Source organism: Micromonospora sp. ALFpr18c, assembly GCF_008868155.1.
Lineage (GTDB): Bacteria > Actinomycetota > Actinomycetes > Mycobacteriales > Micromonosporaceae > Micromonospora.
The window spans coordinates 1-25,128 of record NZ_WBKR01000021.1 but is presented as its reverse complement, the minus strand read 5'-3'; the positions used below and the strand labels follow the sequence as shown (position 1 = coordinate 25,128).

27 protein-coding genes and 1 riboswitch are annotated in these 25,128 nt (G+C 72.4%); of the genes, 14 read left to right on the top strand and 13 right to left on the bottom strand.

The genetic code is table 11. The features are described from left to right. Window positions 1-176 precede the first annotated feature (176 nt). Together F8271_RS06790 and F8271_RS06785 are read left to right on the top strand one after the other, a co-directional pair. Entirely contained in the window at window positions 177-1,268 is a 1,092-nt protein-coding gene (locus F8271_RS06790; protein WP_151488791.1) for a PIN domain-containing protein, read from the top strand. Between the two features lie 192 nt (window positions 1,269-1,460). Further along, window positions 1,461-1,682, top strand: coding sequence for a hypothetical protein (locus tag F8271_RS06785; protein ID WP_151488790.1), 222 nt, complete (start codon window positions 1,461-1,463; stop codon window positions 1,680-1,682). 157 nt (window positions 1,683-1,839) lie between these two features. Here the strand turns inward: F8271_RS06785 and F8271_RS06780 are convergent, their stop codons facing one another. Further along, the gene (locus tag F8271_RS06780) at window positions 1,840-2,268 is read right to left on the bottom strand and encodes a GFA family protein (RefSeq protein ID WP_151488789.1); all 429 of its coding nucleotides are present in this window, start codon (window positions 2,266-2,268) and stop codon (window positions 1,840-1,842) included. A gap of 228 nt (window positions 2,269-2,496) precedes the next feature. On the opposite strand from F8271_RS06780, the gene F8271_RS32225 reads away from it, so the two are divergent. Beyond that, window positions 2,497-2,655: a hypothetical protein gene (locus F8271_RS32225; RefSeq protein ID WP_192580170.1), complete on the top strand. Its 159-nt coding sequence runs from the start codon at window positions 2,497-2,499 to the stop codon at window positions 2,653-2,655. A 231-nt stretch (window positions 2,656-2,886) separates the two neighbouring features. Here F8271_RS32225 and F8271_RS06775 read toward each other — a convergent pair whose 3' ends face one another. The 3 genes from F8271_RS06775 to F8271_RS06765 form a co-directional block, all read right to left on the bottom strand. After that, complete coding sequence (locus F8271_RS06775) at window positions 2,887-3,948, bottom strand: Gfo/Idh/MocA family oxidoreductase (RefSeq protein ID WP_151488788.1); 1,062 nt, start codon at window positions 3,946-3,948, stop codon at window positions 2,887-2,889. A gap of 86 nt (window positions 3,949-4,034) precedes the next feature. Further along, window positions 4,035-4,700 (bottom strand): response regulator transcription factor, encoded by a 666-nt coding sequence (locus tag F8271_RS06770; protein ID WP_151488787.1) that lies wholly within the window; start codon window positions 4,698-4,700, stop codon window positions 4,035-4,037. After that, window positions 4,688-5,980, bottom strand: coding sequence for a sensor domain-containing protein (locus F8271_RS06765; RefSeq protein WP_151488786.1), 1,293 nt, complete (start codon window positions 5,978-5,980; stop codon window positions 4,688-4,690). The genes F8271_RS06770 and F8271_RS06765 overlap by 13 nt, the downstream gene beginning before the upstream one ends. Before the next feature lie 162 nt (window positions 5,981-6,142). Between F8271_RS06765 and F8271_RS06760 the strand changes: the two genes are divergently transcribed. The 4 genes from F8271_RS06760 to F8271_RS06745 all read left to right on the top strand — a co-directional run bounded on the left by F8271_RS06760 (window position 6,143) and on the right by F8271_RS06745 (window position 9,821). Then, the gene (locus tag F8271_RS06760) at window positions 6,143-6,838 is read left to right on the top strand and encodes an SDR family oxidoreductase (protein WP_151488785.1); all 696 of its coding nucleotides are present in this window, start codon (window positions 6,143-6,145) and stop codon (window positions 6,836-6,838) included. Further along, window positions 6,832-8,466 (top strand): MFS transporter, encoded by a 1,635-nt coding sequence (locus F8271_RS06755; RefSeq protein ID WP_151488784.1) that lies wholly within the window; start codon window positions 6,832-6,834, stop codon window positions 8,464-8,466. The genes F8271_RS06760 and F8271_RS06755 overlap by 7 nt, the downstream gene beginning before the upstream one ends. Window positions 8,467-8,617: 151 nt before the next feature. Then, on the top strand, window positions 8,618-8,992 hold the full coding sequence (locus F8271_RS32960; RefSeq protein ID WP_225854199.1) for a hypothetical protein: 375 nt from the start codon (window positions 8,618-8,620) through the stop codon (window positions 8,990-8,992). A gap of 61 nt (window positions 8,993-9,053) precedes the next feature. Then, window positions 9,054-9,821, top strand: a complete 768-nt coding sequence (locus tag F8271_RS06745) for a TetR/AcrR family transcriptional regulator (RefSeq protein WP_151488783.1) — start codon at window positions 9,054-9,056, stop codon at window positions 9,819-9,821. A 143-nt stretch (window positions 9,822-9,964) separates the two neighbouring features. Here F8271_RS06745 and F8271_RS06740 read toward each other — a convergent pair whose 3' ends face one another. From F8271_RS06740 to F8271_RS33775, 3 genes are all read right to left on the bottom strand, one after another. After that, the gene (locus F8271_RS06740; protein WP_225854198.1) at window positions 9,965-10,360 is read right to left on the bottom strand and encodes a hypothetical protein; all 396 of its coding nucleotides are present in this window, start codon (window positions 10,358-10,360) and stop codon (window positions 9,965-9,967) included. Next, entirely contained in the window at window positions 10,357-10,806 is a 450-nt protein-coding gene (locus F8271_RS32220; RefSeq protein WP_192580169.1) for a hypothetical protein, read from the bottom strand. The genes F8271_RS06740 and F8271_RS32220 overlap by 4 nt, the downstream gene beginning before the upstream one ends. Before the next feature lie 355 nt (window positions 10,807-11,161). Beyond that, on the bottom strand, window positions 11,162-11,296 hold the full coding sequence (locus tag F8271_RS33775; RefSeq protein WP_255473649.1) for a hypothetical protein: 135 nt from the start codon (window positions 11,294-11,296) through the stop codon (window positions 11,162-11,164). 183 nt (window positions 11,297-11,479) lie between these two features. Between F8271_RS33775 and F8271_RS06725 the strand changes: the two genes are divergently transcribed. Beyond that, window positions 11,480-13,054 (top strand): Na+/H+ antiporter, encoded by a 1,575-nt coding sequence (locus F8271_RS06725; RefSeq protein ID WP_151488782.1) that lies wholly within the window; start codon window positions 11,480-11,482, stop codon window positions 13,052-13,054. A 135-nt stretch (window positions 13,055-13,189) separates the two neighbouring features. Beyond that, window positions 13,190-14,512 (top strand): hypothetical protein, encoded by a 1,323-nt coding sequence (locus tag F8271_RS06720; protein WP_151488781.1) that lies wholly within the window; start codon window positions 13,190-13,192, stop codon window positions 14,510-14,512. A 10-nt stretch (window positions 14,513-14,522) separates the two neighbouring features. Here F8271_RS06720 and F8271_RS06715 read toward each other — a convergent pair whose 3' ends face one another. The 3 genes from F8271_RS06715 to F8271_RS06705 are packed head-to-tail and all read right to left on the bottom strand — an operon-like array spanning window position 14,523 to window position 16,942. After that, window positions 14,523-15,254 (bottom strand): amino acid ABC transporter ATP-binding protein, encoded by a 732-nt coding sequence (locus F8271_RS06715; protein WP_151488780.1) that lies wholly within the window; start codon window positions 15,252-15,254, stop codon window positions 14,523-14,525. Further along, on the bottom strand, window positions 15,251-16,033 hold the full coding sequence (locus tag F8271_RS06710) for an amino acid ABC transporter permease (protein WP_151488779.1): 783 nt from the start codon (window positions 16,031-16,033) through the stop codon (window positions 15,251-15,253). The genes F8271_RS06715 and F8271_RS06710 overlap by 4 nt, the downstream gene beginning before the upstream one ends. A 39-nt stretch (window positions 16,034-16,072) precedes the next feature. Further along, window positions 16,073-16,942, bottom strand: coding sequence for an ABC transporter substrate-binding protein (locus tag F8271_RS06705; RefSeq protein WP_151488778.1), 870 nt, complete (start codon window positions 16,940-16,942; stop codon window positions 16,073-16,075). Window positions 16,943-17,207: 265 nt separating this feature from the next. Continuing rightward, window positions 17,208-17,319, bottom strand: a riboswitch (SAM riboswitch). 195 nt (window positions 17,320-17,514) lie between these two features. Between F8271_RS06705 and corA the strand changes: the two genes are divergently transcribed. Beyond that, window positions 17,515-18,645 (top strand): magnesium/cobalt transporter CorA, encoded by a 1,131-nt coding sequence (gene corA, locus F8271_RS06700; protein WP_192580168.1) that lies wholly within the window; start codon window positions 17,515-17,517, stop codon window positions 18,643-18,645. 16 nt (window positions 18,646-18,661) lie between these two features. Here the strand turns inward: corA and F8271_RS06695 are convergent, their stop codons facing one another. Further along, window positions 18,662-18,853, bottom strand: coding sequence for a hypothetical protein (locus tag F8271_RS06695; RefSeq protein ID WP_151488777.1), 192 nt, complete (start codon window positions 18,851-18,853; stop codon window positions 18,662-18,664). 228 nt (window positions 18,854-19,081) lie between these two features. Here F8271_RS06695 and F8271_RS06690 point away from each other — a divergent pair, with 228 nt between their 5' ends. Continuing rightward, window positions 19,082-20,302: an MFS transporter gene (locus tag F8271_RS06690; protein WP_151488776.1), complete on the top strand. Its 1,221-nt coding sequence runs from the start codon at window positions 19,082-19,084 to the stop codon at window positions 20,300-20,302. A gap of 80 nt (window positions 20,303-20,382) precedes the next feature. Here the strand turns inward: F8271_RS06690 and F8271_RS06685 are convergent, their stop codons facing one another. Next, complete coding sequence (locus F8271_RS06685; RefSeq protein WP_151488775.1) at window positions 20,383-20,898, bottom strand: 2'-5' RNA ligase family protein; 516 nt, start codon at window positions 20,896-20,898, stop codon at window positions 20,383-20,385. A 78-nt stretch (window positions 20,899-20,976) separates the two neighbouring features. Between F8271_RS06685 and F8271_RS06680 the strand changes: the two genes are divergently transcribed. Beyond that, complete coding sequence (locus F8271_RS06680; protein ID WP_151488774.1) at window positions 20,977-21,486, top strand: DUF664 domain-containing protein; 510 nt, start codon at window positions 20,977-20,979, stop codon at window positions 21,484-21,486. An 18-nt stretch (window positions 21,487-21,504) separates the two neighbouring features. Here the strand turns inward: F8271_RS06680 and F8271_RS06675 are convergent, their stop codons facing one another. Next, on the bottom strand, window positions 21,505-22,551 hold the full coding sequence (locus F8271_RS06675) for an NAD(P)-dependent alcohol dehydrogenase (RefSeq protein ID WP_151488773.1): 1,047 nt from the start codon (window positions 22,549-22,551) through the stop codon (window positions 21,505-21,507). A gap of 163 nt (window positions 22,552-22,714) precedes the next feature. On the opposite strand from F8271_RS06675, the gene F8271_RS06670 reads away from it, so the two are divergent. Both F8271_RS06670 and F8271_RS06665 read left to right on the top strand, forming a co-directional pair. Next, window positions 22,715-23,107: an SCP2 sterol-binding domain-containing protein gene (locus F8271_RS06670; RefSeq protein WP_151488772.1), complete on the top strand. Its 393-nt coding sequence runs from the start codon at window positions 22,715-22,717 to the stop codon at window positions 23,105-23,107. Beyond that, on the top strand, window positions 23,104-25,128 hold a 2,025-nt coding region (locus F8271_RS06665; protein WP_151488771.1), incomplete at its 3' end, for a glycogen debranching N-terminal domain-containing protein. The genes F8271_RS06670 and F8271_RS06665, both read left to right, overlap by 4 nt.

The following is a 25,128-nucleotide window of genomic DNA, read 5'->3' as shown; positions in this document are numbered from 1 at the left end:
GCCCCAACGCCCGACATTGATCGTCATGATGCAGCACCGAACAGCCTGCCGCAAGACGACAATGAAATAGCGAAAAGATGCGACTATCAGGCCGCAAGAAATGGACGGTCGGAGAGTTGATGTGTCGCGCTTTCGCCAGCGCCCGCAGCGCCCACGGCGGGCGTACGCTGGGCCGCGTGGATCAAGAAGACCGGATTGCCCTGTTCCTCGACTACGAGAACCTCGCGCTGGGGGCGCGCGACCACCGTGGCGGCGCGGACTTCGACTTCCGACCCATCGCCGACGCGCTGGCCGAGCGGGGCCGGGTGGTGGTGCGCCGGGCGTACGCCGACTGGTCGTACTTCGACGAGGACCGCCGGATGCTCACCCGCTCGCACGTCGAGCTGATCGAGATTCCCCAGCGGATGGGCGCCTCCCGCAAGAACGCGGCCGACATCAAGATGGCCGTCGACGCGATCGAGTTGGCGTTCGAGCGCGACTACATCTCCACCTTCGTCATCTGTAGCGGCGACAGTGACTTCACGCCGCTGGTGCACAAGCTGCGCGAGCTGAACAAGCGGGTCATCGGAGTCGGCGTCGAGGGGTCGACGTCGGCGCTGCTTCCGCCGGCCTGCGACGAGTTCCTCTACTACGACCGGCTGGAGGGCGTGGACATCCCGCCGGCCCGCGGCCGTCGCGCTCGTCCCGCCGCCACCCGGCAGGCCGGTCCGGACCAGCGACCACCCGAGCCGGAGCGCGAGGCGGAGATCGACCACCGGCCGGCGGGGGAGGAGCCCGGCCGGGACGTGGACTCGCTCGCCGTGCAGGTCGCCCAGACGGTGGCCGGCTTGCAGGGCAGCGCCAACGGCGAGGTCACCGCCTCCCGGCTCAAGCGCACCCTGCTGCGCAAGGACCCGACGTTCAGTGAATCCGACTACGGCTTCCGGACCTTCGGTGAACTGCTGCGCCACCTCGCCGAACGCAACGTGATCGAGCTGGCCGAAGGCCCCGCGAAGGGTGACCCCGAGGTCTCCCTGCCCGAGCACGGCGACCGGGAGGTGGCGTTCGGCCTGCTCCGAGGCGTCGTGGCGGACCTCGGTAGCGGCGGCAACCCGGTGGCGTTGTCCGGGCTGAAGAACCAGGTACGCCGGGCCCGGCCCGACTTCAGCGAGAAGAAGCTCGGCTACCGCAGCTTCCTCCAGTTCTGCAAGGCCGCCGCGACCGCCGGCGTCCTCGACCTTCGGTGGAGCCCCGAGGCCGACGACTACCTGCTGACAACCCAGCCCTGACCGCCGGCCCTCGGTGTCTTCTCCTGCGGGTTCGGAGACGTTCCTGATCTGCAACTCAGGAGGGGGAGATCCGCCGATATGGTTTTGAACTGCCAACGCTTGGCCCGAAATACGTCTGAATTGCGGCTCTTGCCCCGCTCTGGGCACACCTGCGCCGTACCCTCGGCGCGGGAATTGCTATACGGTCGGCGAATGAAGGTGGAGGAGCACTGGTGGAACGGAGACACGACCCCGCGCGGGCGCAGGGACGTGTATATCCGTACTGACGGGCAGGGTTGGGAGGTCCGCGCCCAGATCGGTGGGGCGTCGGGTCGTGAGCGGGTGCAGCAGTGCCCCAGCAGGGCCTCGGCGGCCATCCTCGCCGACGCCTGGCGCGGCACCCACCCATCCTGGCAGGAGTTAAAGCAGCGCTGATCCGGCACCGGGCCGGGCCGGCGACGCTTCCGGGCTCAGCCTGGCGCGCTCGCCGGTCCGGTCCGGTGCTCGACTGAGTGGCTGTGACGTCTCAGGCGCCGGAGAACGTGTCAGTTCGGGAAGATGGGTTCCTCACTCGTTTGTCACACCGGAAACGTCAGCTGACGCCGTGATCGTGCTGCGGGACGTCGAGAGCCGGCATCCACGGCTGGCGGCTCCACGTGTAGATCTCCGCCTGTGGCGCAAACCAGTCGGTGAGGTTGTCGAGGGTGCCCTCCTGAACGAATACCCCGCCCGGGAAGTCAGCCAGTTCGTTGGTGAACACCCGGGAGCCGCAGTTGACGCAGAATACCCGGGTCAGGCCGTTGCCTGCGCAGGTCTGCGGGTTCGCGGGGTACGGGAAGCCTTTGGTTTCGCCACCGAACACGGTGAAATCCGAGTCGGACACCAGCGCGAAGGTCGCCATCTCTCCACCAGAGGCGCGCTTGCAGTCCGTACAGTGACAGTTCGCCACGAAGGTGGGCTCATTGTCGAACCCGTACGTCACGGCGCCGCAGGCGCAACTGCCGTTGAATCTCTTGCTCATCTCTTGCTCCATCTCCAGGTAAGGGCTCTGTTGCCGCGGATCAACGGGGATCGCTTCTCCGACATGACGATTGTGATCACATCCGAGCGGACTGGACGGCACCTTACCGTCCAATGGATCAACACGGGTTCCTGTCCACGACGGCCACCGCCGCCACGGTGTCCGGATCTGCCCCGTGTCTCCGCCGTCAGGTCGGGTATCCGTCCGGAATCCGTGATGGAGGTCGCCATGTCGCAGGGATCCGCCGAGGAGAACCCGAGGCTCGCCGAGGAGATCCGGGAGGCTGAGCGCCAGCTCGCCAACCTGGCCAACTCGTCCGATGACGCGCTGACCGACGATGACGCGCGGGTGCCGGACGACGCCCCCTCCGAACGGGACGCCACCTAGCCGGTTGACGGAGGCGGCGACGACGTCCGGTCGGGCGTCTGCCGGCTGGCTGTGTGCCGCCCTCTGAGATGCCTCCCCAGTGCATCTCAGCACCAGTATTCAGCACAGACGAAACGCTGTCAGCGATTCAACAGGCAGGTGGACCGGCACACGCTGTTGCCCAGACGACGTGTTCCCGCGGCAGGGTGGTGAGTGGCGTCAGCGACGGCACCCACTGGTTGAGGTGTGGCCTCAGGAGGCCGGGACCGGCAGCACCACGCCCTCGGCCGCGGACCGGTGCGCCAGCTCGATCAGCTCGACGGTGGCGACCGAGTCGCGGGGGTCCACCGGCATGGGCGTGCCGTCCCGCAGCGCCGCCGCCACCTGCTGGTAGAAGCTCTGGTACGCGCCGGGCACGGTCGGCACCGGTCGCAGGTCGCCGTCGACACCGAGCATGCCGTACCGCTCGGACGGGACCTCGCCCCAGCCCGGCTGGTCCGGTCGGCCGCCGTCGTGCAGCGCCGCCTCCTGCACGTCCAGCCCGTACGTCGTGTAGCCGGCCCGGTCGCCGAGCACCCGCAGGCGCGGCCCGAGCTGAGCGGTCACCGCGCCCATCCACAGGTGCGAGTGCACCCCGCCCGCGTGGGTCAACGCCACGAACGCGTCGTCGTCGACGGCCGCACCCGCGCGGCGACGGTCCACCTCCGCGTAGACGCGGTCGACCGGGCCGAACAGCTGCACCGCCTGGTCGATGAGGTGCGCGCCGAGGTCGAAGAGGGCACCGCCGGCCTCCTCGGGACCGGCGAGCTCCCGCCAGCCCGGCTTGATCGTCGGACGGAACCGTTCGAAACGGGACTCGAAGCGCAGCACCCGCCCCAACTCGCCCTGCTCCACGAGGCGGCGGACGGTCAGGAAGTCGCCGTCCCAGCGCCGGTTCTGGAACACCGTCAGCGGCACCCCACGCTCGGTCGCCTCGTCGACCAGCGCGCGGCCCTCCGCCGCCGTCGCCGCGAGGGGCTTGTCCACGACGACCGGCAGGCCGGCGGCGAGCGCCGCCCGCGCCATCGGCACGTGCTGCCGGTTCGGCGTCGCCACCACGACCAGGTCCAGAGCCTCCGGGGTACGCCACAACTCGTCGGCGTCCTCGACCAGGCGGGCGTCCGGGAAGTGTTGCCGGGCCTGCTCGCGTCGCTGCGGATCGCGGGTCACGATGGCGTCGAGCCGCAACCCGGGCGTCGCGGCGATCAGCGGTGCGTGGAACACCCGGCCCGCCAGCCCGTACCCCAGCAGGCCAACCCGCAGCGCCTCCGCCATGCCACACCCCCGTCTCGCCGGCCCGCGCCCCTGGTGGCACCGGTACCGCTGGTCGAATCTACGCCCCGACCTCAGCCCGGCGCTGGTCAGCCCGCCGGGTCGCTGCGAAGGTAGGTGAGCACCGCGAGCACCCGCCGATTGGTGTCGTCGCTGGGTGGCAGGTCGAGCTTCAGCAGAATGTTGCCGACGTGCTTGCCGACCGCCGCCTCGGTGACGTGCAGCCGGGCGGCGATCGACGCGTTCGAGCGGCCCTCGGCCAGCAGCGCCAGCACCTCCCGTTCCCGGGCGGACAGCGCGGCGAGCGGATCACGCGGGCGGTGCAGGAGTTGCCGGACCACGTCCGGGTCGATGGCGGTGCCGCCAGCGGTGACCCGGCGCAGCGTGTCGACGAACTCGGCGACCTCGGCGACCCGGTCCTTGAGCAGGTAGCCCACCCGCTGGCCGTCGCCGCTGTCCAGCAGCGCCGCCGCGTACCCGGTCTGCACGTACTGGCTGAGCACCACGACCGGGAGCCCGGGCCGTTCGGCGCGCAGCGCGACGGCCGCGCGCAGCCCGTCGTCGCGCCGGCCGGGAGGCATCCGGATGTCGGTCAGCACCAGGTCCGGCTGGTGGTCGCGGGCCGCGTCCAGCAGGGCGGGCGCGGAGCCGACGGCGGCGCACACCGTGAAGTCGAAGCGGGTCAGCAGCGCGACCAGGCCCTCCCGCAGCAGCACCTCGTCCTCGGCGAGCACCACCCGGGTCACCGGCGACACGGCAGCTCCACGCGGACCAGGGTAGGCCCGCCGGGAGGGCTGGAGAGCAGCAGCCGACCGTCCACGGCGGCGACCCGATCGGCGAGGCCGGTCAGGCCGGTGCCCCGGGACGGGTCGGCGCCGCCGCCGCCGTCGTCGGACACCTCGACCACGAGGTCACCGCCGACCCGGGTGAGGCGCACGTCGGCGCGGGTCGCCCCGGCGTGCCGGGCCACGTTGCCCAGGGCCTCGGACACCACGAAGTACGCGGTGGTCTCCACGATCTCGGGCAGCTCGCCGTCGACGTCCGCGTGCACGGTCACCGCGACGGTGGCCGCGTCGGCCAGCTCGCGTACCGCGCCGGCGAGACCGAGGTCGGTGAGGCTCTGCGGCCGGATGCCGTGCACCAGCTGTCGCAGCATCACCATCAGGCCCCGGGCCTGGTCGTGCGCCACCGCGAGGGGTCGGGCGGCGGGGGAGTCCTCGGGTACGTCCAGCCGGGCCAGGCCCAGCTGGAGGGTGAGGCTGGTCAGCCGTGGCTGCGCGCCGTCATGCAGGTCCCGTTCGATGCGGCGCCGTTCGGCCTCGTACGCGCCGACCAGGCGGGTGCGGGAGCGGGCGACCTCACGCAGCGCCGCGGTGTCGACCGGCCAGGCCAGTGCCCACCGGGCCACGGCGGCCTGCACGGCCGCGAGCAGGCCGCCCGCGTAGCAGAAGACCGGCAGGAGCAGCACACCCACGATCGCGTACGGAACGGCTTCGCCGGTGCTCTCGACCCGGCCCAGGATCACGACCGATTCGGTGGGATCGCCGGCGAGCCAGGGGCTGGTGATCATCCCGAGGTCGAGCAGCACCAGCACGAGGAACACCCAGTACGCGATGGGTGCCACACCGCCCAGCCAGAACAGGTAGGCCACCTCCCGCCAGGTCCCCGCGCTGCGGTAGCGCGCGGCCAGGCCCGGCCACGACGGCGAGGGCAGCGGCCGGCCGTCCACGAGTCTGAGCCGCCATCGTTCGACGGCGGCGACCGGGAAGCTCACGATCGGAGCCAACGCCAGCAGGATGAGGCTGCTGGTCGCCAGGAACAGCATCAGCGCGAGGCTCGGCGGCCGGCCGTGCAGCCGGAGCGCGTTGACGGCGGCCAGCAGGGGTCCGACGATGACGAGCAGCCCGATGCTGAGCACGCCGGCGATCGGGACGGTGCTGACCAGGTAGGCCAGCGCCCGCCAGGGCCAGGCGGAGAGCAGCCAGTCGTGGCGACGCAGCGCCTCGGCCAGCCGAGAAGGGTGTTCGGGGGTCATGCCGCAGACGCTAATCGCGGACGACCGGCCACCCCAGCCGTCCAGATCCACTCTTGGGGTAGGCCCAGCACTACCGGCCCAACGGGTGTGGAGGGCACGTAAACGGGAACGACGCGCCATCACGCGTCCGGCGTGAGGTGTGCTCGCGGCGGCGGGAGAGACATGGGTGCCAGAACCTTCGTGGTGGTCGGCGGTACCAGCGGGCTCGGCCTCGCGGTGGCCCGGCTGCTGGTGGACGAGCACCGGGTGGTGGTCTTCGGCAACGTGCCGGCCGAGGTCGCCGCGACGACCGACCAGCTGGGCTGTGACGGGGCGGTCTGCGACATCTCCTCGTACGAGCAGGTCCGCGACGGGTTCGCCGAGGTGGTGGGACGCCACGGCACGATCGACGGGGTGGCGGCCTGCGCGTCGATGTGGGCGGGCGGCGACCTGATGGACCTCCCGGTGGAGCACATCCGGCGGGCCGTGGAGATCAACGTTCTGGGCGTCACGTACCTGCTGCGGGAGGCGCTGGAGCATATGCACCGGCAGGGCCACGGCAACGTCGTGTACATCGGCGCGATGGCGCTGGCCGCGCCCCGGCCGGGCATCCCGTTGTACCGGGCCACCAAGAGCTACGGCAGCAGCCTCGTCGACTCGGTGGCCGAGGCCCAGCACAGCAACCAGGTCAAGGTGATGCAGCTGCATCCCGGGCCGATGCCGACCCGCCTGCAGGAACGGGTCGGCGCCGAATTCCTCGACGAGGTGTACGCCCTGCCGGAGCAGGTCGCCACCGAGGTCGTCCGGCTGCTGCTGCTCGAACCCGACGACCTCTACGTCTCCGGCGAGCGCGTGCTGCGCGCGGACGGGCGGTGGTGACGGCCGCAGCCGGACCCGCCGACCGTCCGGCCTCCGCCTGGGCACCGCTGCGGACCGCGGTCTACCGCAACCTGTGGCTGGCCCTGCTCGCCGCCAACATCGGCACCTGGATGCAGACGGTCGGCGCGCAGTGGCTGCTGATCCACCACTCCAACGCCTCCACGCTGGTCGCGCTGGTCCAGACCGCCAGTCTGCTGCCGGTGCTGCTGCTGGCGCTGCCCGCCGGGGTGCTCGCCGACAGTTTCGACCGCCGGCACCTGCTGATCGCCGTGCAGCTGTTCCTGGTGGCGGTGGCGGTCGCGTTGACGCTGCTCACCCTGACCAACCGGATGCCGCCGGCGCTGCTGCTCACCCTCACCTTCGCGTTCGGCGTCGGTCAGGCGCTCACCCTGCCGGCCTGGGCGGCGGTGATCCCGGAGCTGGTGCCCCAGGAGCAGCTCCGGTCGGCCTCGGCACTCGGTTCGATCAGCGTGAACGTGGCCCGGGCCGTCGGGCCGGCGGTGGCCGGTGTGCTGATCGCCCGTACCGGTGTCGCCCCGGTCTTCGCGCTCAACGCCGTCGCGTTCGGGATCTTCACGTACGCGCTGTGGCGTTGGCGGCCCGGCAACGCCCGCGCGGTCGACGTGCCCGAACGGTTCACCGCCGCGCTGCGCGCCGGTTCCCGCTACGTCCGGCACTCGCCGACCGTGCGTCGGTTGCTGCGCCGGGCGCTGGTCTTCGTGATCCCGGCCAGCGCGCTGTGGGCACTGCTGCCACTGGTGGCGAACCGCCGGCTGGGGCTGGGTTCCGGCGGGTACGGGCTGCTGCTGGCCGCCCTCGGGGTGGGGGCCATCGCGGGTGGCGTGCTGCTGGCCGTGATCCGTACCCGGCTGTCGGCCAACCAGCTCCTGCTGGCCGCCGGCGCGGTGTTCACCGTCGCGCTGACCGTGGTCGGCACCGTGCGGGCGGTGCCGCTGGTGCTCCTCGCGCTGCTGCCCGCCGGGATGGCCTGGGTGACCGTGCTGGCCAACGTCAACGCCGAGATGCAGCTCTTCCTCCCGACCTGGGTACGCGCCCGGGGTCTGGCCGTCTACCAGGTGTGCTTCGCCGGTGGGCAGGCCGTCGGCGCCCTGCTGTGGGGTCTGGCGGCCGACATGGCCGGGCTGGTCCTCGCGTACCTCGCGGCGGCCGGGGTGATGCTGATCGGCACCGTGACGAGCCGGATCTGGCCGCTGCCGGACCTGCGGTCGGTGAACCGGGAACCGGCCGCCTACTGGCCGCAACTGCACCTGGCGCACGAACCGGACCCGGGGGTGGGGCCGGTGCTGGTGACGGTGCAGTACACCGTCCGACCGGAGCGCACACAGTCGTTCCTGGCGGCCATGGACCTGGTCCGCGGCGCCCGTCAGCGGACCGGCGCGATGCGCTGGGGCCTGTTCCGCCCGGCCGAGACCACGGACCGGTTCGTCGAGGTGTACCTGGTGCCGTCCTGGGACGAGCACCTGCGCCAGCACGGCGGCCGGCTCACCGGCGAGGACCGCGCCGCCGAGGAACGGGCCCGGGAGTGCACCGACGGCGAACCCGAGGTGCGGCACCTGGTGCCCGCTGCCGCCGGCCCGGCGCTGTCCGACGACCGCGAGGGGCTCTGACCCCACCCGGGTGCGTGAACGTGGCGTCACAATCGCGTCGATCGGCGTAGTGGACGCGTGAAAACCCTCGCCGGAGCCGGCGTCCCCGCGTTGGTATGGCCGTCGGCGGGTCCGAGGTACGGGCCGTCGCCCTCGCCGGAGGCGTGCTGTGGTGGTCGATCGGGAGCAGAGGACCGCGGTGGTCGGGGAGCCGACGCCCACCGGGGTGAGCGTGGCGATCGGATGGGCGGTGATGATCGGCGCCGCGCTGCTCGCGGGCGTGCTCTTCGCCCCGGCGGAGTTGCCGGCCCGGACGCTGGTCATGTCCGTCGCCGCCGGGGCGTACGCGGCGGTGGTGGCCGATCTGCGCGCGGTCGCCGCGGTGACGGGGCTGGGCATGGCCACCTTCGTCGGCTTCCTCGCGCACCGCTTCGGTGACCTGACCGCCGGCACGGACGCCTGGTCGTACGCCGTGGTGATCGCCTTCGCGGCCACGCTCGGGGCCGGTTACCGCTGGCTGCGGTCGCTCGCCCCGCCGACCGAGTGACCGGGTGCCCGGCCGGCGCGCGGCGTACGTCGTACGCCCGCGTTGGTAGGATGGCCGCACCATGGCGAGTGAGCGCAAGGCGACCGCGGACCCGGCCCGCAGCCTGGCCATCCTGTGGCGCACCCGGGAGCCGACCAGCCGCAGTGCCGGGCAGGGGCTCAGCGTCGAGCGGATCGTCCGCGCCGCGATCGACGTCGCCGACGCCGAGGGCCTCGACGCGCTGACCATGCGCCGGGTCGGTGAGGCGCTGGGTGTGGGCACGATGTCGGTCTACACCTACGTGCCGGGCAAGGCCGAACTCGTCGACGTCATGATCGACACCGTGTACGGCGAGATGCCGCGTCCCGTCGTCGAGGGGGACTGGCGGGTACGGCTGGAGCGGATCGCCCGCGACAATCTGGCGCTCTACCAGCGTCACCGGTGGATGCTGCGGGCCGAGACGACCCGTCCGGTGCTCGGGCCGCACCTGGTGGCCAAGTACGACTACGAGCTCGGCGCGGTCGCCGACATCGGGCTCACCGACGTCGAGATGGACGCGGTGCTCACCCTCGTCCTCGGGCACGTGAAGAGTTCCGCGCGCGCCGCGTCCGAGGTGGTCGACCTGGAGCGGGAGACCGGCATGACCGACGGCCAGTGGTGGCAGTCGCACGCGCCCTGGCTGGAGACGTTCCTGACGCCCGACAGCTACCCGACCGCATCCCGGGTCGGCACGGCGGCCGGGCAGCAGCACGGCGCCGCGTACGGGCCGGAGTACGCCTTCGAGTTCGGCCTGCAACGCGTCCTCGACGGGATCTCGGTGGTGGTCGCGGAACGGGCGACCGGCGGATAGCCGAGCGCTGCCCGGTGTCACCTGTCCCGATCTGGTGTCCGGGCACAGCCATGGCTCGGCGTTGCTGGCCCTCGCGGTGCTGCGGCTGCCCCCGTAGGTGTGGCCCGGGTGGCGCCTGAGCGTATGACGGATTCAAGTGACCGTCACCGGTCCTCCGACAGCCGCTCGGACTCCGCGACCACCGCGCGGATCTTGCGCAGGGTGGCGTCGGGGGCGTGCACCGCGGTACGCCACCGGTCGAGCGTGCGGCTCAGCACCCGGACGAGGAACTGCAACTGGTTGACCTGCTCGCGCAGCGTCCCCAGCTCCGATCGGGCGTGCAAAGCCTCGCCCTCCAACTCGGTGATCCGCACCTGTAGCGGTTGGACCAGGGTCAGGGCGGCCTCGGTGAGGGTGTCGGCGGCGTCGGCCTTGAACTTGCCCCGCTGCGACACGACGGTGGCGATGGCGGCCAGGCCGGTGGTGCCGCCGAGAACGCCGAGCAGGCTGAGCAGCATCTGCACCCAGTGCGGTGCCTCGGGCGCCGGTGCGGTGATCACGTCACACCTCCCACGACCCGTCGGTGCGTCGCGCACTGGTGGCCCTTGGCCAGGCAGCGCAGGTCGACGGCGATCTGGGCGGCCCGCCAGAAGGACCCGGCCGGCACCGCCGCGATCAACGACGCGGCGACGACACCCTGCGGGCCGGCGACCGCCACCAACGCCACCGCGTACATGCCGGTGATGGTGCCGAGCACCAGGACGGACGCGAGTTCGACGCCGAGGCCGGTGGAGAACTGGCCGGGCCACAGGATGCCGAGCAGCCCGCCCAGACCGACGATGATCAGGGCGATCTCCCAGCCGACCTGAATGGGTTCGGGCATCGACATCTGCACCGACGGCGGCCGAACGTCGAGCACGAGCAGTAGAACGCCGCAGATGGGCGTGGTGACGAGCGCGGCCACCTCGAACGGCTGGTGCCTGGCCCGGACTCGTAGTTTTACCACGGCAACTCCCTGGTCGAGGACCGTCGTCCGCCAACGGCCGGTGGGCCGGTGCCGTGCGAGTCGTGACCGGGTGTGCGGTCCTGCGGCGGAGCCCGTCGGCGGCGTTGCGGGTGAACGGTCGATGGTCGAGGAGGTAGCCGACTTGCCGCCGTTGGCTGTCGCTATCTGCCTGTGTATCACCGGTGACCGGTTGGCGTCCACCTGGTGTAACGTGGCAGATCCGCAGGTCAAGGCCTTTTGTGCGGGCGAACGGCGGGGCTGAGTGCGGCGGCCCGGCCACTTCGGATCCGCCGTGACGAAAAGTGTCACATATCTAACTCAGGGTGACATTCGAGTTGCTCGGGCCGTCGGTCGATCAGCGGGCCAGCAGCGCGTGCAGTGCCCGGACCACCTCGGCCGGTGCCTCCTCGGCCATGAAGTGCCCACAAGTGACCGTCTGGTGCGCCAGGTCAGGTGCCCCAGGCCCGCCACACCCCGGCCGCGTCGTCACCCAGCACCGCCGCGCCGCCCGCGCCCGCGCCGCCGCGCCGCCCGCGCCCGCGCCGCCGCCTCGCCGAGCTGACCGCCGTCCCCGGCCCGCGGCGACTTGCCGGTTTCGCTCGGAACAGGCCGGCGGTTGCGGTCAGATGGAACCACCGACGCGTCGTCGGCCGGGGATCGAGGGGGGTTTGCCGTGGAGGTGCTCGTCCTGATCGTGGCGCTGGGCGTCACGGTCCTGGTAGGCACCACGCTCGGCGGCCGGTACCGGGTCGCGCCGCCGGTCCTGCTCATCGCGTTCGGGGTGCTGCTCGGGCTGGCGCCGCCGCTGTCCGAGCTGACCCTGGAACCGGACCTGGTGTTGCTGATCTTCCTGCCGGCGATCCTGTACCGGGAGAGCCTCACCATCAGCCTGCGCGAGATCCGGGCCAACCTGCCGGTGATCGGGCTGCTCGCCGTGGTGCTCGTGGTGCTCACCATGGTCACGGTGTCGCTGACCGCGCAGGCGTTCGGGGTGAACCCCGCCGCCGCCTGGGTGCTCGGCGCGGTCCTCGCGCCGACCGACGCCGCCGCGGTCACCGGCCTGGCCAAACGGCTGCCCCGAAAGCTCCTCACCACGCTGCACGCGGAGAGCCTGATCAACGACGGCACCGCCCTGGTGATCTTCGCGGTGGCTGTGGGTCTGCTCACCGAGAGCGCGAGACCCGGGGCGCTCGCCATCGGCGAGGAGTTCGTCGGGGCCAGTGTCGGCGGTGTGGTCGCCGGTCTGCTGGTCGGCGCCGCCGTGGTGCTGATCCGTAAGCGACTCGACGATCCGCTGCGCGAGGGGGCGCTCAGTGTGCTGACACCGTTTGGCGCCTTCCTGCTCGCCGAATCGGTGCACGCGAGCGGAGTGCTGGCGGTCGTGGTCGCCGGCCTGATGCTGGCCTACGCCGGCCCGCGGGTGATCCGCGCCCGGTCCCGGGTGCTGGCGTACGCGTTCTGGGACCTGTCCACGTTCCTCATCAACGGCGGGCTGTTCGTCCTGCTCGGCACCCAGATCCCGCGCGCGGTGCGGGGCATCTCCAGCACCTCGCCGCAGCGGGCTCTGTTCATCGTGCTAGTGGTCACGCTGGTCGTCCTCAGCACCCGCCTGGCCTTCGTCTACCTGACGTCGCAGGTGGCGAGGCTGCGGCGGCACCGGGTCGTGGACCCGAGTCAGGGCCCGCCCAACTGGCGGGTGGGAACCGTGGCCGGTTGGTCCGGATTCCGAGGCGCGGTTTCGCTCGCCGCCGCGCTGGCCGTGCCGACGATGACGGTCGCCGGTCGACCGGTGGTCGAACGCGACCTCATCATCTTCGTCACCGCCCTCGTGATCGTGTTGATCATGATCCTGCAGGGCACCACCCTGCCGCTGGTGGTGCGCTGGGCCGGGTTGGCCGGCGACCCCGAACGTGTCGACGAGGCCCGGCAGGCCCGCCTGCGCGCCACCCAGGTGGGGTTGGCCGCGGTGCCGCACGTGGCCGCCGAGGTCGGTGCCGGAGAGGAGTCGATACGCCGGCTGCAGGCCGAATACCAGCGGCACCTGGAGGACGTCAACGAGACCGGCGGGCGCACCGCCGAGGAACGCCGGCTGGAACGCGAACTCCGCCTCGGGGTCCTCGCCCACAAACGGCGGGAGGTCACCCGCCTTCGCGACAACCGCGAGATCGACGACCTCGTGCTCCTGGAGTTGCAGGCCGCTCTGGACAACGAGGAGATCCGGCTGCTGGGACGCGGACCCAACGACTGACCGGGCACCGGCGGCACCGCCGGGTGGAGTCGTCGACGGCGAACGGCCGTTGAACGCAGGAAGTCGGCCGGCGCGGCTACGGACGCTCGGGCGTCGCCGCGCCGGGTACGGTGGGGACCAGTTCGGCTCCGGTCGATGCGTACGATCCGCGAGGGGGTGCCCATGACCACCGGGGCGAGCGAGGCCGACCCGCGGGTGGTGACCGAACGGGAGTTCCTCGACGAGCTGACCTCGGTCACCCGTGCGCGTACCGCGACGGAGTTCCTGTACCTGATGGCGCAGGGCGACGCCGTCATCGGCGTCCAGTGGGAGCAGCCCGGCGTCGACCATCTGCGCCGCTACCGCGTACGCGACTCCTGCCCGCACTGCCTGGTCCTCGAGGCGGTGCTGGCGCTCGCGCCGGTGCTCCCGCTGGACGTCATGCGCGCCGGGCGTGCCCGCCCGCAGTACGAGACGGTGCTGCGGACCGGCCGACTGCCTCATCTGGCGTTCGCCCGACGGGCGGGCTCGGCGGGGGAGAGCTGGCTCGGTGACTGCCACGCCGTCGACGGTGACCCGCACACCGATGCCGACTGCGCGCGGCACGCGGTGCCCGCACCCACGGGCGACCTGCTGGATCTGCGCCCCGGAGCACTGCCCCGGGCGCTGCGTGAGTTGTACCCGCACGACGCCGCCGCGACGGCGGACCTGCGGCAGCGGCTGCGCATCGCCCGGGACTGGCGGGCCGACGCGCAGGCCGTGGCGAGCGGGGTCCGTGAGGCGGCGGCGACCTGGGCGTTCCTGCGCACGTCCTGCGTCTTGGGCGTGCCGGTGCCCGGCGCCGGTGGTCTCGTCCTCACCGTTGCTCCGGATCGGGCCGCGGACGACCGCCCGCTGACCGAGCTGCACGCCGCGGCGGTGCGGTCGCTGCCCACCGGCGGTCCGCTGGCCTACGCGCAACGGGCGTGCCTGGTGCCGGAGCTGGGCGCGGGCTCGCAGCGGATGCCGTCGTACGCCGGGGCGGTGGACCTGGTCGGCGCGGCGCCGGTGCGGACGCTACGGCTGCCGGCGCCGCGCCGCCCGTTGAGCACCACCGGCCGGGGCGTGCTGCTGCTGTACGAGGCGCGGCACGCGATGGGCCGGCACGTCGCGGCCGCACCGGAGCGCGACAGCGCCTACTGGGAGTCCGAGGCGGCGTTGCACGTCTTCGAGTTCACCCTGCTGGAACGGGTCGCCGGTCGGCACTACCAGGACGCGGTGGCCGCCTACGTGCAGGCGCTGCGCCGGGAGGGTGACCTGCTGGCGCGTCCGCACAAGGTGCTCGACCGGCGGCGACGCAAGGCCCTGTCGACGGCGTTCGGCGGGCTGGACGACGAGGAACTGCACCTGTGGGCGTCGGTCGCCTACCGCAACGCCATCCTCGTGCTGCTCGGCGATCCGACGGCGTTCGCCGCGCACCTGCGCCGCCAGGCCGGCTGAGCCGCCGCGCTCAGAGCACCTGCGCGAGGAACCGACGCAGCCGGGGATGCTCGGCCCGCTCGAAGATCGCCTCGGGCGGGCCGGCCTCCAGGACCACACCCCGGTCCATGAAGGCCACGGTGTCGGCGACCCGCCGGGCGAACCCCATCTCGTGGGTCACCACCACCATGGTCATCCCGGCGGCGGACAGGTCGGCCATCACCGCGAGCACCCCCTTGACCAGCTCGGGGTCGAGCGCCGAGGTGGCCTCGTCGAAGAGCATCACCTCGGGCTTCAGCGCCAATGCACGGGCGATCGCCACGCGCTGCTGCTGGCCGCCGGAGAGCTGGGCCGGCCGGGAGTTCGCCTTGCCGGCCAGCCCCACCAGCTCCAACTGGGCGCGGGCGAGGGCGTCCGCCTCGTCCTCGCCGAGCTTGCGCAGCCGGCGCAGCGCCAGGGTGACGTTGCGCAGCACGGTCATGTGCGGAAACAGGTTGAACTGCTGGAACACCATGCCGATCCGCTGCCGCAGCGCGTCCGGGTCGTCGCCCAGCACGCTGCGCCCGTCCAGCAGCACGTCGCCGCGATCGGGCTCGATCAGGCGGTTGAGGGTACGCAGCAGAGTGGACTTGCCCGACCCGGACGGCCCGATCACGCAGGCCGTCGCACCGCGCCGCACGGTGAGGTCGACGCCGCGCAGCACCCGGTTCGGCCCGAAGGCGAGGTGTACGTCCCGAGCCTCCAGGCTGACGGAGGTGGTCATCGCCGGTCTCCTTCCGGGGCGCCGGCCAGCGCCGGGTCGGTGTCGTCCTCGTCCTCGTCGGCGGGCGCGGTGGCCGGCCGGCCGTGGCGCAGCCGCCCGTCGATCCAGTTGACGACGTGCGTCAGCGGCACGGTCAGGGCCAGGTAGAAGAGCCCGGCCAGCAGCAGCGCGGACTCGTTGCCGGTGGTGGCCGCGTAGTCCTGCCCGATCCGGAACAGCTCCCGCTGGCTGGCCACCAGGCCGAGGAAGTAGACCAGGCTGGAGTCCTTGATCAATGCGATGAGCTGGTTCACCCAGGCCGGCAGCACCCGCCGGACACCCTGCGGGATGATCACCAGCCGCATCGCGTCGGACCAGGAGAAACCGAGGGCGCGGGCACCCTCCAGTTGCGCGGCCTCCACCGACTGGATGCCGGAGCGGAAGATCTCCCCGATGTACGCGGCCGCGATCAACGACAGCGCCAGGATGCCCAGCGGGTACGGGTCCGGCCCCCAGACCTGCATGCCCAGCGGTGCCAGCCCGACGCCGATCAGCAGGATCGTCGCCGCGGCCGGCAGGCCCCGGAACACGTCGGTGTAGACCCGGGCCGGCCAGCGCAGCCACCGGCTGCGGGAGATGCCGGCGACGGCCAGCAGCAGGCCCAGCACCGAGCCGAGCAGGGCGGCGGAGACCGCCAGGATCAGCGTGTTCGGCAACCCGACGGTCAGCATCTCGGGCAGCGCCTCACGCATGGCGTCGACGTCGAAGAACGTCTCCCACAGGGTGCTCAACGGATCCATCGGTCGCCTCTCCTACCGCCCCGCTCGCTCGTCACCGGTTCAGGAGGCGGCCGACGCGGACGCCGACGTCGTGGGCGCCGCAACGGTGCCGCTGCCCGGCTTGAAGTCCGCCGGGATCGGCCGACCCGGGTAGTACTGCGCCTGCAACCGGCTCCAGGTGCCGTCCGCGATCACCTCGTCGAGGCCCTTGTTGAGCGCCTCGCGCAGCTTGTCGCTGCCCTTGGCCACGGCGTACGCGGTCGGTGCCGGGCTGAGCTGCTTGGCCGCAACAGTGATCTTGCCGCTGCTGTCGGCGGCCGACTTCTCGCCGATCTCCGCGGGGGCGATCCACGCGTCGGCGGTGCCCGCCTTGAGCTGGTTGATCGCGCCGTTGTAGTCCGGCACCCGCACCGGGTTGAGCTGCTTGCCGGTGGCGTAGTCGTCCTGGACGGTGCCCTGGACCACCACGACCCGCTTGCCGGCGAGCTGGTCGAAGCCGGTGATCGGCGAACCGGCGGGGACGTCCAGGCCGAAGTAGCCGAAGTCGTAGCCGTTGCCGAAGTCGACGGTCTTCTTGCGTGCCTCGGTGATGGTGATCGAGGAGCTGCCCACGTCGAACTTGTGGTTGTTGACCTGGGACAGCAGCGCGGAGAAGTCGGTGCCGACGAACTCGACCTTGAGACCGAGCTTGTTGGCCACCGCGGTCAGCAGGTCGTTGTCGAAGCCGGTGAACTTACCGTCCTTGAGGTACACGTTCGGCGGGGCGTCGGTCAGCGTGCCGGCCCGCAGCACGCCCGGCTGGGCCAGGCCGTACGGGTTGGCGGCCTCGTCGGTCGAGGCGTCGTCGCCGCAGGCGGTCAGCGCCGTGGCGGCCAGGATGGTGGCCGCGCCCAGGGCGGCGGCACGGGTCAGGGCAGGAAGGAATCGCACAGGTGTCTCCGAAGGGGTACGCAACGGCGGGCACGGACGCGCGCCGTTGACGGTGCGCCCGGTGGGCGTACCGCTGGAAAATGGGTGCGGGAAGAGGGACGTGCTAGTGCGCGGTGCGGCGACGACACGCCGCGCTGCACATTCGCATCATGTCCACGTGCCGACGCCGGGTCAGTGCCGGCGAGCGCCGGTCGACGCGGTCGTCCGCTGGGGTGGAGCTGAGGATGCGCATACGGTCTCCCGGGTCTGTGCTGACCTGGGTGCCAGGCCACGCTTGCACCGACGTCCTGCCGGTGCCTGGTCTTCACCCGGGGCACCCCACCGCGGAGGAGGGTTGCCGGCCAGCGAGCCGGGGCTTCGCGCTGGCGCTCATGACCTGCGCCGAGGCTAGCAGCCGCGACCGGTGCATCGTCCAGTCGTTATGACCACGCTCACCGTCCGCGACGGGCGGACCGCCAGGTCGGGTTTCGCCTCGGGGGCAGGGGGGATGCAGCGCCTCCGGCGCCCCGCACCGACCTGTCCGGTCGGGTCGGCAGGCCGCCGGGCGGGACGTCACCGGGGAGGGGCGGGTCATGGCCGGCAACCGTCGCTTCCGCCCCGGTGGTGGTTTCGGCCGCCAGCTCGACGTCCACGAGACCCGCGTCGGCGTACCGCCACCGGCCGAGCCGGCCGCCCCACCCTCCGGTGGCATGGCGGACAGCGCCGTCTACATCCGAGGGCACCGGTTCGCGTCGCCGTCCGGCCTCGCCGAGACGTACCGCTGCCTGCAGGAGCAGGAGCAGGACGGTGCGATGGCGTGGATCGGCCTGTACCGGCCGGACATCGACCAGATCACCTCACTGGCCCGGGAGTTCCGGCTGCACGACCTGGCGGTCGAGGACGCGATCAACGCCCATCAGCGGCCCAAGCTGGAACGGTACGGCGACACCCTGTTCGTGGTGCTGCGCGCCGCCCGCTACGACGACCTGCGGGAGGAGGTCGAGTTCTCCGAGCTGCACCTGTTCATCGGGTCGGGATTCGTGGTCACCGTCCGGCACGGCGAGGCCCCGGACCTGGCCGCCGTGCGGCGGCGGATGGAAACCGACGCGCCGATGCTCGCCCGCGGCCCGGAGGCCGTCCTGTACGCGATCCTCGACCAGGTGGTCGACGGGTACGCGCCGGTGGTGGCCGGTCTGGAGAACGACATCGACGAGATCGAGACCCAGGTGTTCGGCGGTGACCCGAACGCCAGCCGGCGCATCTACGGGCTCAGCCGGGAGGTCATCCAGTTCCAGCGTGCCGCCCGCCCGCTGCTCACCGTGCTCGGCGCACTGGCCGACGGCGCCGGCAGTTCCGACGAGGAACTGCGCCGCTACCTGCGGGACGTGACCGATCACCTCACCCAGGTGGTGGAACGGGTGGACGGTTTCCGGCACCTGTTGCAGAACATCCTCACCGTCAACGCCACCCTCGTCTCACAGCAGCAGAACGAGGAGATGCGCAGCCTCACCGCGGCCAGCTACGCGCAGAACGAGGAGCTGAAGAAGGTCTCCTCCTGGGCCGCGATCCTGTTCGCTCCCACCCTCATCGGCACCGTGTACGGGATGAACTTCGTCCACATGCCGGAGCTGAACTGGCGCTTCGGGTACCTGTTCGCGCTGCTGCTCATGGTGCTGGTCTGCGGCACCCTCTACCTGGTCTTCAAGCGGCGCGGCTGGCTCTGACCCCGGGAGGCGGTGCTCACTCGATGCCGCGCAGGATGTGCCGCTCGTCATCACTGTCGTCGTCGCCCGCCCCGATCCGGCCGAGCAGCACGGCAGCGGCCCAGATCGTCAGTGGCGTGGCCGCCCCGGTCATGCCGCCCCCGGTCCGGTCGTCCCGGGTCTGGCTCCGCTCCGTGCGCGGTGGCCTGCGCTGAGCCTGCATGGGCACTGCCTCTCGTCGTCGAAGCCGCCGCGGGCGGCGCGGTGTGTGCGCCCGCGCCACCGGCCGGGTCACCCCACGCGCGAGCAGGTCACCACCGGTACGGCATCCATGTCGAACCATCCCACGCGCGGCCGCATCCGCACCGCTTGTTTTCGGTTTCCCGACTGTCGCCCGCCAAACCGGACATCACGCCCCGATGTTGGTTCGCGGGCCGGGCCGGGTAGCAGCGCAGGGGTGAGCAGCTCTCTCGACACGGTCGCGCCGGCCGTTCGCGGACGCCGAGCGTTACCCCACTACCTCGTCGCGGCGACGCTCGCACGGGGTGCCGACGCCGGTGCCGCGGTGGGGGTGATCCTGCTGGCCACCCTCCCGGAGGTCGGGTCCAGCCGTCCGGCGCTGCTCGGCGGGTTGCTGGCCACCTGCCTGACCGCACCACACCTGCTCGGGCCGGTGCTCGCCCGGCGGCTGGACCGGGCCGCGGACGGCCGGGGCCTGCTGGCTGCCGGCTTCGCCACGTACGCCGTCGCGGTCGCGGCGGCCGCGTTGCTGCTCGGACGGGTGCCGGTTGGTGTGCCGGCCGCGCTGCTGATCGTGGCCGGGGCCTGCGGGCCGCTGCTGACGGGGGGACTGAGCAGCCGGCTGGCGGCGCTGCTCGACGCGGACGAGCGGGCGCAACGCCGGGGTCAGGGCTGGGACGCGGTGACGTACGGGGTGGGTGGCAGCGCCGGCCCGGCCGCCGTGGCGGTGCTCGCCGCCGTTGCCGGGCCTCGGATGTGCCTGGTCGGGTTGGGTGCGGCGACCCTGGTCGCGGCGGCTCTGGTGGGCACGCTCCCGACGGCGGGGCCGAGACGGCAGGGGCCGCCGGGCCGCGCGCCCGCCGCGCGCGGGGCACTCCGGGCGCTGCTGGGTCGGGGGCCGCTGCGCCGCGTCACGGGGGTCACCACGGTCGCCGCGGTCACCGGCGGGGCGATGTCGGTGCTCGCCGTCGCGCTGGCGGCGGACCTCGGCCGGGAGGCGGTCTCCGGTGCGCTGCTGGCCGCCGCCTACGGTGCCGGAAACCTGGCCGCCGCGCTCCTGGTCACGGTGTTCCCGCTGACCGGCGAGCCGGAGCGGCTCACCGTCCGATGGGCGGCGATCGGCGCGGTGGCGGTCGCGCTCTGTGCCGCCGTGCCGGGCTTCCCGGTGGCGGTCGCCGCCTTCGCGCTGGCCGGAGCGGCGACCGCGCCGTTCTTCACGGCCACCCTGGCCGCCCGGTCGGCGTACGCGCCGGACGCCGTGCGGGCACAGGTGTTCGTGTCGACGGCGGCGCTCAAGGTGGCCGCCGCCTCGCTCGGCACCGGCCTGGCCGGGGTGCTCGCCCCGCTGGGCCCGCGCCTGCTGCTGGTGGCCGGTGGAGTGCTCACGTTCACGGGAGTGCTGGGGGCGACGGTGGCGCGACGGCGACGCGTGGGATGACGCGCTCCGCACGCCTGGCCGCCCGGGGCGTCCGCGCCGACGTGCTCGTGCACTGAGGACGCCGAAGGTCTCCCGGACCGTCAGGGCAGCGGGTGGGCGATGCCGCGCGCATGGTCGGTGAGCGCTGCACCGACCACCGTCGCGGCCATCGGCAGCACCTCCAGGCAGCGGCGCACCGCGGCGGCCATCAGCGCGTTCGGCACCCGCATCGAGAGCGTGCAGTGCGGCACCCAGCGGCCCGGCTGGTAGTGCTCCGCGAGGGGGATGCCGGCGGCGGTGAGGCGGTCGTACACCAGCCGCTGATGCGCCAGCAGTTCCGGGGTGGGCGCCGGGCCGAGCCACAGCACCCGGCCGACGAACTGCCCGGCGTGCTGGAAGTCGAGCCGCAGCGGGGCCGCCACGACCGTCCCCCGCAGCGCCGCGGCGACCTGCCCCGGGTCGAAGCGGGGCGCCACCGCGAGCGAGACGTGCGGGCGGTGGCGCTGCTCCAGCAGCGAGCGCATGCTCTGCACGCCCTCGGCCTCCAGCGCGTCCCACAGCACCCGGATCCGACGGGTGGCGTCCGGGTCCAGATACAACTCCAGCGCCGCGACCACGTGATCACCGTAGCGGCAGGGGTTTGACCGCCCGTGTCGGCGGTACGTTGATCGAACACCGATCTGGAGGCGTGGCTCGTGGATGTGAGTGACCTGCTGACCGAGATGTACGACCGGCTGCCCGACCTCGTCCGCGCCGCGGTCGACGGCCTCAGCCCCGACCAGCTGCTCCACCGGCCCGGACCGGGTGCCAACTCGATCGGATGGCTGGTCTGGCACCTCACCCGCGTGCAGGACCACCACGTCGCCGACCTGCTCGACGCCGAGCAGATTTGGGTGAGCGGCGACTGGGCGGGCCGTTTCGGGCTCACCCCGGACCCCGACGACACCGGCTTCGGGCACTCACCCGCGCAGGTCGCGGCCGTGCGCCCGGAGAGCGCCCAGGCGCTGATCGACTACTACGCGGCGGTGTCGGCGCGTACCCGATCGTTGGTGACCGGATTGGGCCCGGCGGACCTGGACCGCGTCGTGGACGAGTCGTGGGATCCGCCGGTCACCCTCGGCGTGCGGCTGGTCAGCGTCGCCGAGGACGACCTGCAGCACGTCGGCCAGGCCGCCTACCTCCGCGGTCTCGTCGAGACCGACTGACGGCGGCGTCCGCCGGGCTCAGGGCACGATCACCGCGCGGCCCTCCAGCGTGCCGTCGCGCATCTGGCGGTACGCGTCGAGCGCGTCCTCAAGGGCGAATGTGGTGATGGCCGGCCGGATCAGGCCCCGGGCGCCGAGGTCCAACACCTCCACCAGCTCGGGGCGGCTCCCCCAGTAGGTCGTCGCGATGCTCACCTCGTACGGCACGCCGAAGAACGACACCGGCAGGGTGCCGCCACCGATCCCCACGATGGTCAGGTCTCCCACGGTGCGGGCCACCGCCACACCGAGCGCGAGGGTGGCGTCGGCACCCACGAAGTCGAGCACCACGTCCGCGCCCCGGCCCCCGGTGGCCTGCCGGATCTCCTCGGCGGCGTGCGGGCCGGCGGTCACGCCGCGGTCGGCGCCGCACTCCTCGGCCAGCCGCAGCGCCTCGGGCCGGGTGTCCACCGCGATCACCCGGGCCGCCGTGGTGGCCTTGAGGATCTGGATCCCGACGTGCCCGAGGCCGCCGACACCGATCACCACGGCGGTGCTGCCCGGCGGCAGCTTGGGCCAGGAGCGCCGGATGGCGTGGTACGGGGTGAGCCCGGCGTCGGTGAGCGGCGCGGCGTGCACCGGGTCCAACCCGTCGGGCAGCGGCACGACGTGCCGGGCGTCCGGGACGAGCTCGTACTCGGCCATGCCGCCGTCCAGGCCGAGCCCGCCACCCCCGCTCGGCACCGGGGCGCCGGCCGGGTTCTCGCAGTAGGGGTCGACGCCGACCCGGCAGCGGGCGCAGGTGCCGCAGCCCCACGCGCCGAAGACGGCGACGGGCTGCCCGACGGACAGCCCGGTCACCCCGTCACCGAGCGCGTGCACCCACCCCGCGTTCTCGTGCCCCAGCGTGAAGGGCGGGTTCCAGGGCAGGGTTCCCGGCTCGAACTCGTCCATCAGGTGCAGGTCGGAGTGGCAGGCGCCGGCGCCGCCGATGCGGACCACGACCTGTCCCGGCCCGGCCGTCGGTTCGTCGACCTCGACCAGTTCCGGCTTCGACATCCACTCCCGCAACCGCAGCGCCCGCATCCGGTTCCTCCGTCCGTCTCCACCTGCCCGTGGCTGCCCACCTCGCCGGCCGGCAAACGGGCACGACCGCGCGGCCCGCCTCCGCCGGGTCACCCCATCCGGGTGAACCGGGCTCACCCCGGCCCGGGGGATCCTGCGGAGAACCGGGGGGAGGGGCGACGCGATGGGCACGTCGACGGCGCGGTACCTGCAGGAGCTGGACACCGGTCGGCGTCCCGACCTGCCGGAGACGACCACCGGGACGATGCGGCTGGACATCCGCGGGGACGGATGCACCGATCACTGGTACCTGACGATCGCCGACCAGCACGTCCGGGTGACCCGATCGGCCGACGACGCCGACCTGGTGGTCCGCGCCGACCGGGCGGTCTTCGACCAGTTGGCCAACGGTGAGCTGCCTCCCGGTACCGCGATGCTGCGCAACGACCTGACCGTGCAGGGCGACATCCGGCTGCTGATGCTGCTGAGGCGGATCTTCCCCGGGCCGCGCGGCGCCCGTCATCCGCGCGAGTTGGGGCGGGCCGCCCTGGCCGCACGGGAAGGGCGGCGGCCATGAGGCAGGAACTCGTGCACGTCATCGCCGGCAACGCGTTCGCCATCAGCGACGCCCAGGGTGACATCGAGGTCGACCCGCACGCTCCCGTCGGTCTCTTCTCGTTCGACACGCGCTTCCTGTCGCACTGGGTGCTGAGCATCGACGGTGAACGGCTCAACGCGCTCTCCCGCGACGACATGACGTACTTCGAGACCCGGTTCTTCCTGGTGCCGGGCACCGCGAGCCACTACGTCGACGCGGACGTGTCGATCATCCGGCACCGCTCGGTCCACGACTGCTTCCACGAGAAGATCACCGTGCTCAACCACTCGTCGGAGCACGCCGAGTTCAGCGTACGAGTGGAGATGGGCAGCGACTTCGCCGACATCGTCGAGGTCGGGGACCCCCGACGTCGGGACGTGCGGATCGAGGCCGACTCCGCACGCCACCAACTCGTCCTGCGCTACGAGCGGCAGCGGTTCGTCCGCGAGACCACCGTGAGCAGCACCGCTCCGGTCGAGGTGGACGAGAAGGGGATGACGTTCCGGATCCGCATCCCACCCGAAGGGCAGTGGGAGACCGACCTGCACCTGGCGATGATCATCCGGGGCGAGGGCGGGCAGGACATGCGCGCCAGCCTGGAATCGCACCAGAAGGCCGTCCGCGGTGGGATGCGTGAGGACCTCGCGGCCTGGCTGGACCGGGCGCCGCAGTTGGTGTCCGAACGGGCCGGTCTGGAGGAGACGTACCAGGGCAGCCTCGCCACCCTGGCCGCGCTGCGGTACCGGCCCCTGTCCTACAGCGAGCGGGTGCCGGTCGGTGGCCTGCCGTGGGCCATGGCGTTCTGCGGGCGCGACAGCATCATCACCTGCCTGCAGTCGGTGGCGTTCACCCCCGAGCTGACCCCCGCCACGCTGCGGATGCTGGCGCTGTTGCAGGGCGGCCAGCTCGACGACGACCGCGAGGAGGAGCCGGGCAAGATCCTGGCCCAGCTCCGCTACGGCGAGTCGGCGGCCTTCGCCGAACGGCCGAGCGCCATCTACTTCGGCGCGGCCGACACCACCCCGCTCTTCGTCGTCCTGCTCGACGAGTACGAACGCTGGTCCGGCGACGCCGACCTGGTCCGCGAGTTACGCCACCCGGCCCGGATGGCGCTGGACTGGATCGACGAGTACGGCGACCTGACCGGTGACGGGTACCTGCGCTACCAGCGGCGCAACGAGCGGCACGGCACGATCAACCAGTCCTGGAAGGACTCCAGCGACGCGATCGCCGCCGGGAATGGGCAGCAACCGGCATTCCCGCGGGCCACCTGCGAATTGCAGGGCTACGCGTACGACGCGAAACGACGCGGCGCCCGCCTGGCCCGCCAGTTCTGGGACGATCCCGGGTACGCCGACCGGTTGGAACGGGAGGCGGCGGCGCTGAAGGAGCGGTTCAACCGGGACTTCTGGCTGCCGCAGCACGAGTACTACGCGTTGGCCCTCGACCCGTACGGCGAACCCGTCGACGCCCTGTCCTCCAACATCGGGCACCTGCTGTGGAGCGGGATCGTGCCGGACGACCGCGCGGAGGCGATCGCCGAGCACCTGCTCGGGCCGCGGCTGTTCAGCGGCTGGGGTGTGCGCACCTACGCGACCGGACAGCGTCCGTACAACCCGGTGGGCTCACACCTGGGGGCGGTGTGGCCGTCGGATAACGCGCTCATCGCGGCGGGGCTGCGGCACTACCGATTCGACACCCACGCGGCGCGGATCGCTGCCGGCATCTTCGACATGGCCCAGACCCTCGGCGGGGCGGTGCCGGAGCTGATCGCCGGTTACGACCGCAGCACCACGAAGTACCCCGTCCAACTGCCGTCGGCCGGTCGCCCCCAGTCGTGGTCCTCGGGCGCGCTGCTGATGCTGCTGGGCACCATGCTCGGGTTGCGACCCACCGGAGACAACCTGCTGGTGAACCCGGCCCTACCCCGGGGCTTCGGCCGTCTGGAGCTGCTCGACATCCCGGGCCGCTGGGGTCGTTCCGACGCCTACGCCGGCGAC

What these genes read in the sequence shown, in the direction of transcription:
- F8271_RS06785 (WP_151488790.1), top strand. Translation starts at nt 1,461, where the DNA reads ATGAAGGTGGAGGAGCACTGGTGGAACGGAGACACGACCCCGCGCGGG.
- F8271_RS06780 (WP_151488789.1), bottom strand. Translation starts at nt 2,268, where the DNA reads ATGAGCAAGAGATTCAACGGCAGTTGCGCCTGCGGCGCCGTGACGTAC.
- F8271_RS32225 (WP_192580170.1), top strand. Translation starts at nt 2,497, where the DNA reads ATGTCGCAGGGATCCGCCGAGGAGAACCCGAGGCTCGCCGAGGAGATC.
- F8271_RS06775 (WP_151488788.1), bottom strand. Translation starts at nt 3,948, where the DNA reads ATGGCGGAGGCGCTGCGGGTTGGCCTGCTGGGGTACGGGCTGGCGGGC.
- F8271_RS06765 (WP_151488786.1), bottom strand. Translation starts at nt 5,980, where the DNA reads ATGACCCCCGAACACCCTTCTCGGCTGGCCGAGGCGCTGCGTCGCCAC.
- F8271_RS06760 (WP_151488785.1), top strand. Translation starts at nt 6,143, where the DNA reads ATGGGTGCCAGAACCTTCGTGGTGGTCGGCGGTACCAGCGGGCTCGGC.
- F8271_RS06745 (WP_151488783.1), top strand. Translation starts at nt 9,054, where the DNA reads ATGGCGAGTGAGCGCAAGGCGACCGCGGACCCGGCCCGCAGCCTGGCC.
- F8271_RS06720 (WP_151488781.1), top strand. Translation starts at nt 13,190, where the DNA reads ATGCGTACGATCCGCGAGGGGGTGCCCATGACCACCGGGGCGAGCGAG.
- F8271_RS06715 (WP_151488780.1), bottom strand. Translation starts at nt 15,254, where the DNA reads ATGACCACCTCCGTCAGCCTGGAGGCTCGGGACGTACACCTCGCCTTC.
- F8271_RS06710 (WP_151488779.1), bottom strand. Translation starts at nt 16,033, where the DNA reads ATGGATCCGTTGAGCACCCTGTGGGAGACGTTCTTCGACGTCGACGCC.
- corA (WP_192580168.1), top strand. Translation starts at nt 17,515, where the DNA reads ATGGCCGGCAACCGTCGCTTCCGCCCCGGTGGTGGTTTCGGCCGCCAG.
- F8271_RS06675 (WP_151488773.1), bottom strand. Translation starts at nt 22,551, where the DNA reads ATGCGGGCGCTGCGGTTGCGGGAGTGGATGTCGAAGCCGGAACTGGTC.
- F8271_RS06670 (WP_151488772.1), top strand. Translation starts at nt 22,715, where the DNA reads ATGGGCACGTCGACGGCGCGGTACCTGCAGGAGCTGGACACCGGTCGG.